The 17,230-nt window shown below is 37.8% G+C and carries 14 protein-coding genes and 1 pseudogene; 7 read left to right on the forward strand and 8 right to left on the reverse strand.

Annotated elements, in window-relative coordinates:
- Nucleotides 1–236: 236 nt before the first annotated feature.
- The 8 genes from miaA to FHX64_RS00110 form a co-directional block, all read right to left on the reverse strand.
- Nucleotides 237–1,166 carry a tRNA (adenosine(37)-N6)-dimethylallyltransferase MiaA gene (miaA, locus tag FHX64_RS00075; protein ID WP_183411807.1) on the reverse strand — a complete coding sequence of 310 codons (930 nt, stop codon included), beginning with the start codon at nt 1,164–1,166 and terminating at the stop codon, nt 237–239.
- Between the two features lie 18 nt (nt 1,167–1,184).
- Entirely contained in the window at nt 1,185–1,820 is a 636-nt protein-coding gene (locus FHX64_RS00080; RefSeq protein WP_183411808.1) for an MBL fold metallo-hydrolase, read from the reverse strand.
- Entirely contained in the window at nt 1,817–4,612 is a 2,796-nt protein-coding gene (gene porW / locus FHX64_RS00085) for a type IX secretion system periplasmic lipoprotein PorW/SprE (RefSeq protein ID WP_183411809.1), read from the reverse strand. Before porW ends, FHX64_RS00080 begins: the two co-directional genes overlap by 4 nt.
- Nucleotides 4,613–4,781: 169 nt before the next feature.
- Nucleotides 4,782–5,396 carry a porin family protein gene (locus FHX64_RS00090; protein WP_183411810.1) on the reverse strand — a complete coding sequence of 205 codons (615 nt, stop codon included), beginning with the start codon at nt 5,394–5,396 and terminating at the stop codon, nt 4,782–4,784.
- 90 nt (nt 5,397–5,486) lie between these two features.
- Complete coding sequence (locus FHX64_RS00095) at nt 5,487–6,056, reverse strand: FKBP-type peptidyl-prolyl cis-trans isomerase (protein ID WP_183411811.1); 570 nt, start codon at nt 6,054–6,056, stop codon at nt 5,487–5,489.
- Between the two features lie 9 nt (nt 6,057–6,065).
- Nucleotides 6,066–6,482, reverse strand: coding sequence for a secondary thiamine-phosphate synthase enzyme YjbQ (locus FHX64_RS00100; protein ID WP_183411812.1), 417 nt, complete (start codon nt 6,480–6,482; stop codon nt 6,066–6,068).
- Nucleotides 6,483–6,526: 44 nt separating this feature from the next.
- A complete protein-coding gene (locus FHX64_RS00105; protein WP_183411813.1) occupies nt 6,527–7,138 on the reverse strand; it encodes a DedA family protein in 612 nt (203 codons plus the stop codon).
- Between the two features lie 64 nt (nt 7,139–7,202).
- Complete coding sequence (locus tag FHX64_RS00110; protein ID WP_183411814.1) at nt 7,203–8,588, reverse strand: tetratricopeptide repeat protein; 1,386 nt, start codon at nt 8,586–8,588, stop codon at nt 7,203–7,205.
- A gap of 261 nt (nt 8,589–8,849) precedes the next feature.
- Here FHX64_RS00110 and FHX64_RS00115 point away from each other — a divergent pair, with 261 nt between their 5' ends.
- From FHX64_RS00115 to FHX64_RS00145, 7 genes and pseudogenes are all read left to right on the forward strand, one after another.
- The gene (locus FHX64_RS00115; protein WP_183411815.1) at nt 8,850–10,265 is read left to right on the forward strand and encodes a RapZ C-terminal domain-containing protein; all 1,416 of its coding nucleotides are present in this window, start codon (nt 8,850–8,852) and stop codon (nt 10,263–10,265) included.
- An 83-nt stretch (nt 10,266–10,348) separates the two neighbouring features.
- Nucleotides 10,349–11,086: a nucleotidyltransferase family protein gene (locus FHX64_RS00120; protein ID WP_183411816.1), complete on the forward strand. Its 738-nt coding sequence runs from the start codon at nt 10,349–10,351 to the stop codon at nt 11,084–11,086.
- A 15-nt stretch (nt 11,087–11,101) separates the two neighbouring features.
- Complete coding sequence (nadD, locus tag FHX64_RS00125) at nt 11,102–11,680, forward strand: nicotinate (nicotinamide) nucleotide adenylyltransferase (protein ID WP_183411817.1); 579 nt, start codon at nt 11,102–11,104, stop codon at nt 11,678–11,680.
- 420 nt (nt 11,681–12,100) lie between these two features.
- A complete protein-coding gene (locus tag FHX64_RS00130) occupies nt 12,101–13,252 on the forward strand; it encodes a COG1470 family protein (RefSeq protein WP_183411818.1) in 1,152 nt (383 codons plus the stop codon).
- Between the two features lie 3 nt (nt 13,253–13,255).
- A pseudogene (locus tag FHX64_RS00135) lies at nt 13,256–13,903 on the forward strand (ABC transporter ATP-binding protein); the annotation flags it as partial.
- Between the two features lie 326 nt (nt 13,904–14,229).
- Complete coding sequence (locus FHX64_RS00140) at nt 14,230–15,291, forward strand: ABC transporter permease (protein ID WP_183411820.1); 1,062 nt, start codon at nt 14,230–14,232, stop codon at nt 15,289–15,291.
- A 139-nt stretch (nt 15,292–15,430) separates the two neighbouring features.
- A complete protein-coding gene (locus tag FHX64_RS00145) occupies nt 15,431–17,206 on the forward strand; it encodes an ABC transporter ATP-binding protein (RefSeq protein WP_246392240.1) in 1,776 nt (591 codons plus the stop codon).
- Nucleotides 17,207–17,230 lie beyond the last annotated feature (24 nt).

Here is a 17,230-nt window from a genome sequence, read left to right on the forward strand (position 1 = left end):
TCATCCGAAAATAATGTGTCCGTTTCAATGTCGGATGGCACTCATTTCCCAACATTTTACCATGAAACAGTGATGAAGGTAGGCTGTTTCAGTGCAAAAATAATGAATGGTTAATGGTAGATGAGCATTAAAATATGCTTCTTTTTCCGACTCCACAAAATTAGCAACTTTTTGCCAATAAACCGACTAACCAGCAAAGAAATGTCTTGTTTCAATGATAGTATTCTAGCATTCAATCATTTCATGCTGTCCGTAATTAGTTTAACCAGCAGGGAACGTTTTTTTTCAAGAGGAAGGAGAGCATCGATCCACTGAATAGGGATGCCTCGTCGTTCCATCCCTCTGAACCAGGTCATTTGTCTTTTTGCAAACTGATGAATCGCGATTTCAAGCTGTGTTTCCATTTGTTGATAAGTTAACTTACCTGTCAAAAAAAGAGTAACATATTTATACTCTAACCCGTAATAAATAAGTGAATCAGCAGATAAGCCCCGGTTTAATAATGATTGTACTTCTTCTACCAATCCTTCCTTAAGGCGTTGTTTGAGACGAAGAGAAATTCGATGACGACGTTCTTCCCGATCGATGAGAAGGCCTATAATTAATGGTCGTATTTCCAGATAACCTGTTTTTTCTTTTGTGGGATGATGCTGATAATATTCAGCGATTTCTATGGCTCGAATAGCTCGTTTTGCTGTGTCTGTATCCGTGTGATTATGCAATGATTTATATTGTTGGAGAATCTCGGTTAACTCACTTAATGTTTTATTTGATAATTGTTTGCGCAAAATAGGATTTTCCGGTACCTCTTCCATGCGATATCCTTTTAATGCTGCCTCGAGGTATAGCCCTGTTCCACCGCACAAAACCGGAAACGCGCCTCTTTCTGTAATGCCTGAAAAAGCGGTTACAAAGTCGCGTTGAAATTCGTATACGTTGTAATGGTATCCAGCATCCGCAATATCAATTAAATGCATTGGAATTATTTTCCCCTGTAAAGAATATTCCTGCAGATCTTTTCCCGTACCAATATCCATGTTACGATACACCTGGCGTGAATCGGCACTGATAATTTCTCCATTGAGATCTAATGCTGCATGGACTGCCAAAGCAGTTTTTCCACAGGCCGTCGGGCCTAAGATGGTAAGTAAATTATATGCAGGCATGAACGTTTAAAAATGATGTTACAAATAAGGATTCTCTGTTTTCTCGCGTCCTATTGTGGTTGGATCGCCATGTCCCGGATATACAACGGTTTCGTCAGGGAGAATGAGTAATTTTTTTTGAATTCCTGTAATCAATTCTTCGTAATTTCCTTTTGGTAAATCAGTTCTTCCGATACTTCCACGAAATAATACGTCTCCAACAAATAGTACACTATCTTTTTTATTATAAAAGCATAAACTTCCAGGAGAATGACCAGGGACATGAATAGCTCTTAGCTGTGTATGCCCGAATGAAATTGTTTCGTTTTCAGATATACGCTTGCCTATAGGTTGTGGATCCTCGTGAAAGGGTACACCAAAAATTGCAGATTGAGCTGCCAGTTGCGCTAAAAGAAACTCATCTGCCATATGGGCTTCGGGAGCGATACCATATGTGCGGAAAAGAAATCCGTTGCCAAATACATGATCTAAATGTAGATGTGTGTTTATGACGCGCTTGAGAGTTAAGCTTTTCTTTTCTATCAGTTGTTGCAGTTTTTGCCGTTCACTTATGGTTAAACATCCGGCATCGATAATGACGCATTCTGAAGTGTCGTCATAAAGAATATAGGTGTTTTCCATAAATGGATTGAATGCAAAAGAGACGATGTTCATTTTGTTTGTTTTAATGTGTTGGATTTTAATATATTATTTGGTTGAACACTTGTCTGTGATTCGGAGTTATTGTTGTCGTTGGTTTTAGCGAACTTGGGCAAAAGTTTGGTATTATAAAATCGGATATAATTATTTAGGTTTCCATTGGCCAATAACTTTGTCAAATTGTCATTGGATATTATTTCAACATTTACATGGGCTTGACTAAAAGTATTTCTTAATTGCATATCAGTATTCAGCAATTGTTCATAGTAGATTGCATTGTTGTAATTATTGAAATCTGAAACAATGATAAACCGCATATTGACACCCAAACGTAGGATTTGCAAATCAAAATCTTGCAGCATGAAGTGACTGAAATTGAATGAAGCAACTTTATAAAGCAACTCATTGATATTGACGGAATCAGATGGAATAGTGATTAATATTAAATCATGACCATTATCAGCGAGAGTATATTCTGTTGAAAGTGTGTCAATTGTTGCTTTTAGAGATGAGCTTGAATATTCTGGGAAACTAGTACGTATAGAGCCACCTGCTGGTACTTGTTTCCCTTGGTCTAGTAGAGCAATAAGATTTCTGGCTGTTACTGTTACATCACTTTCTGGATATTGTTGAATCAATTTGTGCAGTGTCGTTTTCATCCTTTCTTTATCGCCAGTTTTTCCTAAACAAATTGCATTAATCAATTCAAATTTTGGCATCAAATTTGAATAAGGGTACTGCTTTTCTGCCAACCCAATATTCGCAATTGCTTTTGAAAAATCTCCATTCATAAAGGCTTTAAAGGTTGCTTCGTAAAGCATATTTTCCTGAGCGTTGATTTCAGCTTGTTGATGTTGATATTCGGGATGCATTAGTTGCTGGGCATATCTTGTGTCTTTAAAATTGGTGATAATAAGTGTTTTATAATGAGCAGCTTTTGCTGTTTCTCCCTGCTGTTTGTATAACAGGTAAAGTGAATAATATCCATCAAGCCAGGCACTGTCCGGAGGAAACCGATTGATCAATTCTTCATATGTTTTAATAGCCATTGAAAGGTCGTTTAATTGGGTTTCGTATAAAAATCCCATTTGTAGCAGGTCGTTCCCTATCAAATGATTTGAGGTTGCCATGGCAGCTTTTGTGAGTGGCAGTTGTGCAAGATAAAATTCAGGACTGTTTTGGCTCATGTTATGTTGAACTGTATCTGTCTGGGAGGATGATGTGGCGTTTGGATTGACAGCAACAGCAGCCTGACTATTGAGTCTCCAATTATCGCTTAAGGTACGGGTTCCCCATTTTTCCTGAAATTGCTCTTTCCCGGAGGCAACAGCCACAGGATTATAAAAATACCAAGCATTGTTATTAGACGGTATGGAAAAATTCGGAGTGCCTCTGTCTGGTAAGAATCCATTTTGAGCAGCAGCAATAGCGGCTTGGCGTTTGGTTTCCGCTGCTTTTTTGGCTGCTTTTATATTGGCTTGCTTCTTTTCTGCAATCAGTTTTTCAATGGCGATGAGACGTTCTTTTTCAGGAAGCTGAGCCAGATGTAGCAGACTGTCCTGAAGAAGAATATTTTCATGGTAGGATGCGAGCGTGTTGAGGATTGTTGACCGACTGCGCACCTGATCGAAATTGGCATCATTTTGTTTAATAAGCTTTGCTGCAGCAGCATAGTAAGGCTGCGCCCTGAGATATTCTTTTTGATTAAAATAGAGATTAGCCAGCTTAATGTAAGGCGTTGTTTGATCCGGTGTGTTTTGTTGAATGTTATCGATTGCTTTCCTGTAACATTTTATGGCTTGATCATTTTTGGCATCAGATAGATAAATGTTTCCCAGAGCAACGTAGATTTGATCTAAATAAGCTGCATTTTTAGGTGACCGCAACAAAGCAGTCAATTCATCAATTTCTTTTTTTTGCTGACTTTGGTCTGCCGACTGAGCTCGAAGAAGTTGTGCCGCAAACTGCATTTCATAAGGAGGATTCGAATGAATGACGTTGGTGAATGCAGTATATGCTGATTGATAGTTGTGATTCTTCAGTGCTAATTCACCAGATAAAAACAAAAACCGTTGTTTTAAAAATTTGTTATCTGCATGATCAATGGCTATAGATAAGAATGGGATAGCATTTGGATATTTCTTTTCTCTGATCATCAGATCTGCCATGGCTGCCGCATACATGCCATTGCTTTTGCTATTGGGGTTCTCTGTTTTTACATTATTAAGGGCGTTTTCGGCCTCATAGAATGAGTTTATTTCTGTATAACAACGCGCAATGCCAATTTCTGATTCATTTTTTACCTCCTTATCGGTACCGTAATGATCGATAATGTATGTGTATGTTCCTATGGCTCCTGCAAAATCTGTTTTGTAGAACTCAGCTTTTGCCAGCAATAGCCATGATTTAATGACCATTGGATTATATTCCTCTTTATTCATGAAAGCAATGTAGGCAGGATCTTTCGCTTTTTCATAATTCCGTTCAGGTTTTATCCTAATGCTATGTAGTTTAATAGCTTTCCGGCATTTCTCAATTGTATAATCCATATCAGACGTGGCAGCTTTTGCATTTTCGTGAATACTGATAGGAAACATCGGAATCAGATGCGTATAAGTGTCTTTTTGTGCATTGTCGATTTTATCTATACCCTCTAGAAAACTTTGGTATGCATTGAAATATATATTGTAACGTGTTGCAAAGGCATTTGTATCACGTGTCAACCATGTATTTTTGGACGTTGTGCAGTCTGTTAACAGCAAAATGAGTATGCCCAACAGCATATAGAAATAAAAATGCAGCTTCATAGTTTGATTCTTCTGCTACAAATGTACGAAAAATCATTTTTATACATGAATTTCGAATTTGAAAGTAAAAACAAGGATGTTGGTTTTTCGGAGTTGCGGGACTTTAATGATATAAAAAAGACCTCCTGTATTAGAAGGTCATAATAAGTTGTTTAGCAAAAAATATTTTCTAAAATTTCCAGCCAAGCATTATTTGAAAAACGCTGTTGAGATTATGTTGATTGGTTGTTTTATCGTTCAAAAGTGTTCCTCTTTTATCTACACCTAATGCTCCTATAAAATAGCGTGTCTGTATCATAAGGCCTTTAGGTAATTCATAGCCTACACCCAACGTTAGATCGAAATCAAATGGATTGATATCCGAAATACTTTGAATATTATATGGATTTCCATCTATATCTGTAGCTTTGCCTGTAGTGTTCAGACAAAATCCAAATTGTGGCCCCATTTGGATATTGAAATTATCAGTTAAAAATACTTTGACCATTAATGGCACATTTAAATAATTTGTCCGTATAAACTCTTGCCCTTGATAAGCTCCCTCCATTGAATAATCAAGCTCAGGTTCAAATCCAAAATATTTAGTGAATCGATAGTCTGAAAATATACCAACAACCATACCGTTGCGGGGAGTTGCATTAATGGTATTGGTTAGAGTTGCTGAATTAACGCCGACAAGAGCTCCAAAAGAATAGTGTGATTGAGCGACTAATGAAGGCGTAATGATTATTACTGAAATAGCAATAAAAAGACGTTTTGGGAACAAATGTTGTGTGTGTTGCATTTGAGAAAATGTTTAGATGGCATAAAATACTATGTGAATAGATCGTAAAATACATTTCTTTGTTACAAAGATACATTCAAGATTTCTAAATTATTCATTGTGAATAATTTTGTTTTGAAGTTCGTGTTTTAGACTAATTAGCTTCAAATGAATCACTAATGGCGCATAAGGTGGAATTAAGTGTCGATCGCCAATCACACTATAGCCTAAAATGGAAGGAATAATAATTTGAGCTTCTCCGCCTTTGCGGAGTTTCATCAATCCCATTTCAATACCTCGAATGGATTGTGAATGTCCGATTAAAATGATAGATTTTGAGGTTGTATTATAGTTGGAATAACACAGTTGGTCATTCAATAAAGAAATAGTATATTGATATGTAACAAGATCGCCATTAACAGGTAAGGCTCCTTTCCCGTTTTTGCTGATTGCATACCAAAAGCCCAAAGAATCTTTTTGCATATTTAAATGGTGCTGATGGAGGTATTTCACTATTTGATTTGCTTCTGTTGTTACTATGGCTTTGTTGAGGATGATGAGATTTTCATTTTCCTCATCCGGAGGTAATTGATTTGCCGGCAGTTGTGGTGCTTGTTTGCATCCAAACAGCAATAAAAGGAGTAAGATAATCCAGCCTTCTTTTACAATCGTTGCATGCATTTGTGTGCGTTATTCTCCAATAATTTTTACTAACACTCTTTTATCACGTTTGCCATCAAATTCTCCGTAGAATATTTGTTCCCACGGTCCCAAATCTAGTTTCCCACATGTGATGGCAACTACTACCTCACGACCCATGATAGTGCGTTTTAAATGCGCATCAGCATTATCTTCCGCTACATTATGTCGATACTGATCATGTGGTTTTTCTGGCGCTAACTTTTCAAGCCAGGTTTCAAAATCATAATGAAGGCCACTTTCGTCATCGTTGATAAAGATGCTTGCAGTGATATGCATGGCATTACACAAGAGCATGCCTTCCTGAATGCCACTTTCATTGACACAATTCTGCATCTCTCGGGTGATATTGATAAATGTTCTGCGTTGTGGAGTTCTAAACCAAAGCTCTTTACGAAAACTTTTCATGATTTAGTAGAGCTATAATATGAGAATCAATATTTTATCTGTATTTACTTGCTGAAACTTGCAACGATTTTATATACATAATATCCCACAGCGATCACAATCACTATTACCATCGCAGTATCAATATAATGGCTATATGCCATTACTGTATTCCAGTTTTGCCTTAATTTGTATCCGAGAAAGGTAAGAAAAGAATTCCACATGCCAGCACCCAAAACAGTATAGAGAGCAAACTTAAATATATTCATTTTTGCAGCACCGGCTGGAATGCTGATAAAATGGCGTACTACAGGGATGAAACGAGCAATAAAAATAGTAGACTGACCACGGGTATTGAAGAACCTGTGGGACATTTGCAGGTGGCTTTCTTTGAGTAGAAAAAATCTTCCAAATTTTTTGACAAAGGGTTCGCCACCATAAAATCCCACAATGTAAGATAATAATGACCCTGTTAAACTGCCTAATGTAGCCACGCTTATAATACCAACCCATGATAATTGATGTGTTTCAACCAAAAAACCTGCAAAAGGCATTACAGCTTCACTTGGCACTGGGAAAAACAAACTTTCCAGCATCATTAGAAAAAAAATACCCGGATATGCACTGATGCTGATCATTGATACTGCCGTTGTGGCAATCCATTCTGTAATTCCCATGTCGATTGTAAATCTTTTATGCTGTGATTGTTAAAATATTTTGGGTATGAGTGAAGTACAACGTTTACTTTTGATGGTCTTCTAAAAGAGATGTTGCTTCAGGACATAATTCAAGAAAAAGCATATTAGCTTCAGGATTACTTTCTCTGGCTTTGTCTAAGAACTCCATTGCTGAACTGATATGTCCTGATTTATATTCAGCTATAGCCAGAAAAAGATAAATATTTTCTAATGAATCATCTTGAGAAAGTGCTCTTTGATATGTCACTACGGCTTGTTCATATAATCCTAAATCAACGTACACATTTCCCATTGAAAGCCATGTCTCAGGTTGATTTGGCTCTAATACTAGTGATTTTCTGTAAGACATCAGTGCTTCTTCGGATTTATTCGTGTTGATTTGTGTTTCAGCTAAATAAACCAATGCTTCAGAATTGTTAGGTTCGATATCTAAGGCTTTTTGAAAATGGGTGGCGGCAGTTTCATAATCTTCTGTTTCCAAAGCGCAAATACCTAATCCAATCCAACCTTCAACATCTTGATTGTTGATTTCCAATGATTTATTGTAATATATCTTTGCTTCATCGTATTTCTCCATTTTTTCAAGACATTCCCCCATAAAAACATAGAGAATACCTTCGTAGACTGTTAATTTTTCACATTGACTATAACAGGTTAATGCTTCGTTATATTGATTTAAGTGAAAAAAAGTATTCCCTTTTTGTAACCATCCTCCGGCATCTTTATCGTCGATAATTGTGACAAAATCAAATGCATCCAAGGCTTTTTCATAAGCTGCTTGCCCAAAATAAACCAACCCAAGATTATACCAAGCTTCTGTGAAATATGGATCAATCGAAATCATACGTTGATAGTAATCAATTGCTTTTTCGATTTTTTGAAGTTGTTCGCAGCAAATAGCAGTTTCTTGTAAAAGGTCCAAGCTTTTGTTGTCAATTGCAACTCCTTGTTCAAGATATGATAAAGCGCTAGAATAGTCGCCGCTTGCAATATATATGTATGCTATATCAAGATAAGTCGATTCTATGTCAATATCAGGTAATCTGATAAGATGTTGAAAAATCAGACTTGCTTCCTTTGTTCGATGTAATTGCATTAAAGCCTCACCCTTAAGCATAAGAGATTCTGCATCGTCAAGAGGAAAGTTTCGTTCCACAATCTGATAGGCTTTCTGGGCTTCGCCGGATAGCAGATAAACTTTTGCTCTTTTTCTCTGAAGGGCTGTATTATTTGGATGTAATTTTAATCCCAGTTCGATGACTTTAGACGATTCCTTGGTCTGCCCATAACTTAAGTAATAATCGGCTATTGCCTCTAGTTCTTCGACATCAAAATATGGCATGCGACGATCGTTCACCGATTGTTCATACCGGCGAACTGCGTCTTCAGATTCTTCATCAAATAAAAAATCATTATCCATTGCGTTCATAATAGCCAAATTTTCTTGCAAAGTTACGCTAATTACACAGGAATACAGCAAATTCCCTGCTAAAAGTTATTAACATCCTTTTATGTAAACCTGACAAACAGGATCTCGCAAAAATAGGACTGGAGCATAAGGCGTAACTGCTGCTTTTTGTTTACTTTTGTATGATTAAATATACTGAATCATTATAGGTTCATTGAAAATTTGATTTTGAATTTAAACACAATAGCTTTGTGACAGGTATATTGTTTTTTGATTTTTTTTATGGACACATTAAAGTACCTTTTTGAGCAAGTTACAGGTAAAAATGCACTTGAAATGACCGAATTGCCTTCTTCAGGAAGTAATCGTCGTTATTTTCGCTTATCGAATGAAAATGTACATTTAATAGGTGTGCATGGAGCTTCAGCTGAAGAAAACAGAGCATTTTGGTCTATTGATTTGTATTTTGTACAAAAGGGACTTCCTGTTCCAAAAGTACTGATTCATTCTGACGATTTTCAGTACTACTTGCAGGAAGACTTAGGTGATACTTTACTTTTTAAAGCTATCGAAGCCGGACGGAATTGCGGACAATTTAACGATGAAGAAAAATTATTGTTGAAAAAGACAATTCGAATGTTGCCGGCATTTCAAATGGCAGGAAATGCCGGATTTGATTTCTCAGTATGTTATCCTGAATCTGAATTTGATAAAAGGATGATTTTATGGGATTTGAACTATTTCAAATATTGTTTTTTAAAAGCAACTGGTTTGGAATTTCATGAAAGTGCGTTGGAAGATGATTTTGAACGATTTTCTCAGATATTATTAGCGGATGAATCTATTACTTTTCTTTACCGTGATTTTCAATCACGTAATGTGATGATAGTTAAAGGAGAACCTTATTTTATTGATTTTCAGGGAGGACGTAAAGGTCCAATTTATTATGACGTAGCTTCGTTTTTATGGCAGGCACGGGCACAATATTCTGATGAATTGAGAGAGGAGTTGCTGCAAACATATCTTGACGCTTTGAAAAAATATATGCCGGTCAACGAAGAAAATTTCCGGCACCAGCTTCAGCATTTTGTAATCTTTAGAACCCTCCAGGTGTTGGGAGCATATGGTTTTCGTGGGTATTTTGAGAAAAAACCTCATTTTCTTCAAAGTGTTCCTTATGCAATTGATAATCTTCGTCGTGTTTTACCCGAAGAATCTTGTGAATATCCATATTTATGCAATGTTTTGAGTCAATTGACTCAAATGAAACAATATGCTGATGTCAATTGGACACAGAAATTGGAAGTGCGTATTTATAGTTTTGCGTATAAAAAAGGGATTCCGGATGATGCTTCGGGTAATGGAGGAGGTTATGTTTTTGATTGTAGAGGAATAAATAATCCCGGGAAATATGAACATTTCAGGCATTTTACGGGTTTAGACAAGGAAGTGATTGATTTTTTGGAAGATGATGGCGGAATTGAAAAGTTTCTGGATCATGTTTATGCTTTGGCTGATGTGCATGTACAACGATATATTGAACGAAAATTCTCTCACCTGATGTTTGCGTTTGGGTGTACAGGAGGACAGCATCGTTCGGTTTATTCTGCACAACATTTGGCAGAACATATTGCGAAAAAATTTGATGTACGGGTGACGCTTTTACATCGTGAGCTTAATATTGAAAAAACTTTTTGATAGAAATGCGAGTTTTTAAATAGCTCCTTTTCATGTAGTAGATTGTTTTTGGTTTCATATCTCTTTAGCCTAAAAATAAGAAAATGAAAGCATTGGTTGTTGCAGCAGGCTTAGGAACCCGTTTACGCCCATTAACGGATTCAATACCTAAAGCATTGGTTCCAATTAATGGAGTGCCTTTGCTTGAGCATGTTTGTAATAAACTGATTTCGGCTGGATTTGATGAAATCATAATCAACGTACATCATTTTGCAGATCAGATTATTGAATTTGTTCAAACAAAAAAACAGTTCGGTATTCATATCGAAATATCTGATGAACGTGATCAGCTGCTTGATACTGGCGGAGCAATAAAAAAAGCGACATGGTTTTTTGATGATAATCAGCCATTCTTGGTACATAATGTTGATATAATTTCAACTGTTAATCTCAATGAGATGTATCAGTATCATCAGACGCGGCATGCGGATGCTACATTATTGACAAGTGATCGCCCTACCAACCGCTATTTGTTATTTGATCGAGCTATGCAGCTGAAAGGATGGACTAACATTCATACCCAGGAGGTTAAATCTTCTTTTGACCAAATTGATATATCGGCGCTATCCAGACTGGCTTTTGGTGGCATTCAAATTATTTCTCCCAATTTATTGAAATTAATGGCATCATGGCCGGATCGCTTTTCTGTGATAGATTTTTACTTATCAGCCGCTCAATATCATTCTATTATATCATATCAACCAATGGGAATTTCTTGGTTTGATGTCGGTAAAATTGAGAGTTTACAAAAGGTTGAGTCATGGTTGTCAGCTCATTTGTAGAAAACAGGAAGTACAATGAAACATATCATTATTTTTTCAGGTTCTTTCAACCCTATTCATGTTGGACATCTTATGCTTGCTAATTATGTGGCTGAATTTGTCGACTGTGACGAAGTATGGCTTATGGTCAGTCCGCATAATCCTTTAAAAGATAAGGTTTCACTCCCAGATGCCTTACTTAGATATCACTGGGTGGAAGAAGTTCTGAAAAATAATTTGAAGATTAAAGCCTCTGGTTTTGAACTTTCTATGCCACAACCTTCTTATACATTTGCAACTCTTGTTGCCTTGCAAAAGGCATATCCTGCCGATCACTTTTCGTTATTAATCGGTGCAGACAACTGGCTTGTTTTTGATCAATGGAAAGATTATCAACAGCTGATCAATCAATTTTCTATTTTCATTTATCCTCGCTTGTATGCAGAAATTAATCAATCAAAGTTGCCTAACTCTGTAAACATCATTTCTGCTCCCATTATTGAAGTTTCTTCCTCAATGATTCGTCAATCCATTGCTGAAGGAAAAGATGTACGTTTCTTTTTACCTGCACAAGTCTGGAAAGAAATCCAACATCAAGGATTATATAAAGGTTAATCTCTTCGTCGGTTTTATTCATTGCTCCATTTTGGTTTGGGCTTTTTAACATATTGCCATTTAAAGTATATAAATCTGATAATGACTCAATGATTTTATTGTGAGTGTTTTATGTCTATCTTGGGATTAAAGTATCTGGATGAAATAACAATCAAAGATTCTTGTGTTATGTATGCAAACTTGTCGATTTGATCTTGTGATTTCGTCTTTTCTGCCGATGATATAAATCTTTAAATGCTGTTCTATTTTTTTGCACTTCCTGTAAGTGGTTGAAAATTAGCGATGTCTATTTTGTTAAAAAGAAGGAGCTGTTTCTTGTCTGTCAAGAGACTATTGTTAATTTCAAAGCTTCCTATAAATTTGCCCGCCATACTTACTTACAAATATCTTATAACCATCAAAAAACATGGAGGATTTTTTATGACAAATCGTAAGAATTGTGTAAATCTACTCTTAATTGTAGTATTGGGGCTATTGCCCCTGGGAAGTGTTTCGGCTTTGCCGGCCGATAGTGTTACTTTGTACACCCCCTATACGAACATTTCTGTTCCACCGGGGCAAGCCATCAATTACAGCATTGATGCGATTAACAACAGCAAAAGAATTCAACATTTGAATATTGCTGTAGAAGGATTATCCAGAAGTTGGACTTCTGATCTTAAATCTGGGGGATGGGATATTTCCCAACTATCTATTCTTCCGGGACAAAAAGAAGAACTTGCACTATCGATTGGTGTCCCTTTGAAAATTAATAAGGGGAAATACCATTTTCGCGTTGTCGCTAACGGGCAGTATACATTACCGTTGGTCGTGACTGTTTCGAAACAAGGTACTTACAAAACTGAATTTTCAACTACTCAGCCTAATATGGAAGGCACTTCCAAAACTACCTTTACATATTCTGCCACTTTACAAAACATGACTGCCGATACAGAGCTTTATGCTTTGCAAGCTCAGGTTGATCCAGGGTGGACAGTCGATTTTAAAGTGAATTATAAACAGGTATCTTCTGTCAGTGTGGATCCGAATCAAAGCCAGACAGTTTTAATTGATGTCAATCCGCCTGAAGATGTGGCTGCCGGAACATATACCATTCCTGTTACTGCCCAGACTAGTACCACATCAGCTTCCATCAATCTTTATGTTGTTATTACCGGTTCGTATAAAATGGCACTTACTACACCAACCGGTTTATTAAGTACCAATATCACTGCAGGTGGAGCCAGGCGGGTTCAGTTAGTGGTTCAAAATACAGGATCTTCTCAACTGCAAAATGTGAAGTTAAGTGCAGCATCTCCTTCAAAATGGGATGTGACATTTGACCCTAAACAAATAGACCAAATATTGCCTAATGGTTCTGCAATAGTTTATGCTACCATTAAAGCAGATAAAAAAGCAATCCCCGGCGATTATCAGGTCGATATGACAGCTACAACATCCCAGACTTCTTCTTCATTAACGATGAGGGTTACCGCTGAAACTTCCATGTTATGGGGATGGATCGGCGTGCTTATCATTATCATTGCATTAGGAAGCGTCTATTTTCTATTCCGTAAATATGGAAGGAGGTAAGCCGTGAACGAAAAAATTATCGAGTTGGTTCATTTAACCAAAAGATATGGATCGTTTACAGCTGTCGATAATCTTAATTTGACGATTCATAAAGGAGAAATCTTCGGACTGCTTGGACCTAACGGCGCGGGAAAATCAACCACGATTCTGATGATGCTTGGTTTGACTGACCCTACATTCGGATCTGTGCACGTTTGTGGGATGGATTCTACGAGCAATCCGATTGAAGTAAAGAAGCGAGTCGGTTATTTGCCTGAAGATGTCGGATTTTATGACAATCGCACCGGATTGGAAAATTTGTTATATACTGCACGTCTTAATGGCATTCCTGATCAAATGGCCATCGCAAAAGCAAAGCAATTGTTAGAGCAGGTGGGCTTGAAAGATGCCTTGGAAAAGAAAACCGGGAAATATTCACGTGGGATGCGACAGCGGCTAGGGCTAGCCGATGTACTGATAAAAAATCCTGAAGTTATTATTCTGGATGAGCCGACTTCGGGAATTGATCCTAAAGGGGTACGCGAGTTTCTGGATTTGATTGTGGAACTGAGTCATGACAAAGGTATTACCGTATTGTTTGCTTCGCATAATTTGCATCAGGTGCAGGAGGTTTGTGACCGGGTTGGCATTTTTGTCAATGGACGACTCTTGGGCGAAGGAAATATTCATGCATTAGCACAACGATTATTTAAAGGTCGCCCTACTATCATCCAAGCTGGCCTGGAAAAAAGAGAAGCTGACGGGAAAGTGGAAAAATTGACTGTCGATTGGCTAAGAGGAGTATTGAACCCGATTGACGGAATACAATCTATAACTTTGAAAGACGAGAAGATATTTCAGATCGAATCCATACGTGATGCAGCATCTGAAATAGCAAAAGCCATTATTCAATCAGGTGTCACACTCAATTCACTGAATAAAAAAGAATATGGTCTCGATGAGATTTATTATCAATATTTTGAAGGAGGAGAAAAGCCATGAATAATTTGACATCTCAATCTTTGTCTGTTTCAGGACTGGACAAAGAACAAGCGGAACAATATGATTCTCATGTCAGATCAGGATGGTTTGGCAACAATGGTGGGGTAAATCATCCATTTTGGGTAATTGTTTACAAAGAAATGTCCGATCATTTACGGAGCTGGCGATTTATTATTTTGATTGCCATTATTGCTTTAACATGTATTGGATCGATGTATACCGCTCTGACTAACATTGGTCATGCCATGAAGGCCAGTGATGCACAGAACACTTTTTTCTTTTTGAAATTGTTTACGGTGTCAGATGGTACAATGCCATCCTTTTTTGTGTTTATTAGTTTTTTAGGTCCTTTGCTAGGTATCAGCCTTGGTTTTGACGCCGTTAACTCGGAGCATAACCGGGGTACGTTAAGCCGTATCTTGGCGCAACCTATTCATCGTGATTATTTGATTAATGCCAAATTTATGGGAGCATTGATTGTGATCAGTGTCCTGTTTTTCGCTCTTGGTTTTCTGGTCATTGGCTTGGGATTGATCACTATTGGCATTCCGCCGACTGCTGAAGAGTTTTGGCGCATTGTCTTTTTTCTGATTTTGAGCATATTTTATGTTGCATTCTGGCTGAATCTTTCGATTTTGTTTTCAGTCCGATTTCGGCAACCAGCTACAGCGGCTTTGGCCGGAATTGCTGTATGGTTGTTCCTGACGGTGTTTTATCCGCTTATTGTTAATCTGGTTATGAAAGGGCTTACACCTTCGCAGGTTGCGATGGCTTCGCCTCATCAGTTAATGGGCCTGGAAGAACTACGCCTTACTTTAATGAGGATTTTGCCTAATCAATTATTCAGCGATGCTACTACCACATTACTGATGCCATCGGTGCGGAGCCTGGGCCCATTGACGATGGAACAGGTTTATGGCACTATTCCTGGCGCTTTGCCCTTAGGACAAAGCGTTTTGCTGGTATGGCCACAGGTAACCGGCCTTGTTGCCGCAACGATCGTCTGCTTCGTTTTGTCCTATATTTCTTTTATGAGAAGAGAAATCCGGTCAAGATAATCTGTGTTACTCACCCGATGAAAAATGGCATCGGGTGAGTGTTCTTACCTTTTCCCATGACACGACACTAAAATCATTTCCGTATTTTATTCTTTCTATAATTATCTTTTATGCTTACTTTTGTCATTACGTATTTCAAATGAAAGTGCATCGAATGACAAGACAGGAGCATATCTCTAAAGCGGCTGGAAAAAAAGATAGCCCCAACATATGGGTTGTTTTGCAGCCTTATCGTTTGTTGGTTGCTTTGCTGATTGTTTTTGCCTTGCTAAGCAACGGTGTAAACCTTGTTATTCCAAAGCTGATTTCACGGGCCATTGACGATTTCTCCAAAGGTCATTTCTCCTATCAAACCGTTATTGTTGAATTTCTGGTGGCTGCCCTGGTGATTCTTGTATTCACCTTTTTACAGGGAGTGTTACAAACGTATGTCTCCGAACGGGTAGCTAAGGATTTACGAACGCAACTTGCCGAAAAAATTTCGCGGCAAAGCTATGCCTTTATTCAACAGGCTAATCCTGCGAAATTATTGACCAATTTTACTTCTGATATTGATGCCGTAAAGATGTTTGTGTCAATGGCAGTGGTATCGCTTATGTCGTCTGTTTTTATCATTGTCGGGGCCTCTATTCTGCTTATTTCCATCAATCTGAAGCTGGCTTTATCCGTGTTGGCAATCATTCCGGTGATTAGCGGAGCTTTCTTTTTTGTATTCCGTAAAGTGCGGGTTTTATTTAAGAAAAGCCGTGAAGTGATTGACTGGTTGAACCGGATTATCAATGAGAGTATTATGGGAGCGGCTTTGATTCGTGTTGTGAATGCGCAAATGCTGGAATACAATAAATTTTTGGAAGCGAATGCGCAAGCCAAGACGTTGGGAATCTCAATTCTTCGCCTGTTTGCCACGTTGATCCCCATAGTTGTGTTCGTGAGCAATCTGGCTTCGCTTACAATCCTGACCTTAGGCGGACATTTTGTGATTATTGGCAGTATGTCTTTAGGAAACTTTGCAGCATTCAGTTCATACCTTTCTTTGCTTATTTTCCCGATCATGGTAATCGGATTTATCAGCAACTTTATTGTGCGTGCTTCAGTTTCATATGGACGAATTCACAGCGTTTTACATGCTGTTGATACAAAAGACACCGGAACATTAAAACGTGTTTTGGTAGGAAATATTGAACTCAAAGAAGCTTATGTATGTTATGGCGATAATCCTGTACTGAAACATATTTCTTTTTCTGTAAAAGAGGGATCAAGAAGCGCTGTCATCGGGCCAACGGCTGCCGGAAAATCCCAGTTACTTTATTTGTTGACCGGATTGATCGAACCCCGAAGCGGCGTTGTGTTATTTGATGGTATTGATTTTAAGGAATATGACAAAGAGAGCTTGCAGCATCAGATTGGAATCGTGTTTCAGGATAGTGTGATGTTTAATATGAGCCTGCGCGATAATATTGCTTTTAATGGGTCAATTACGGATGAAGCACTGCAGAAAGCCATTGAAACAGCAGAACTGACAGATTTTATAAGAAATTTACCTGAGGGATTGGATACTGTGGTGAGCGAACGGGGTAATAGTTTGTCCGGAGGGCAAAAACAGCGTATCATGTTGGCTCGGGCATTGGCAATATGTCCTAAAATTTTACTTTTGGATGACTTTACAGCACGTGTAGATACGCAAACAGAACAAAAGATTTTGAAGAATATTAGCCGGAATTATCCTGATATGACTTTGCTTTCAGTCACGCAAAAGATTGCTTCTGTAATACATTACGAGAATATTATTTTGATGGAGGAAGGAGAAATTCTTGCTGAAGGAACGCACAAATCGTTGATGCAGGATAGCCCAGAATATGTCCAGATCTATAACTCACAACGCAGTACGAATCGGTATGAGGCATTGGCAAAATAGCTTAGAAGGTTCTATGTTTATTGA

It is taken from the genome of Microbacter margulisiae, from assembly GCF_014192515.1.
Classification (GTDB): Bacteria; Bacteroidota; Bacteroidia; order Bacteroidales; family Paludibacteraceae; genus Microbacter; species Microbacter margulisiae.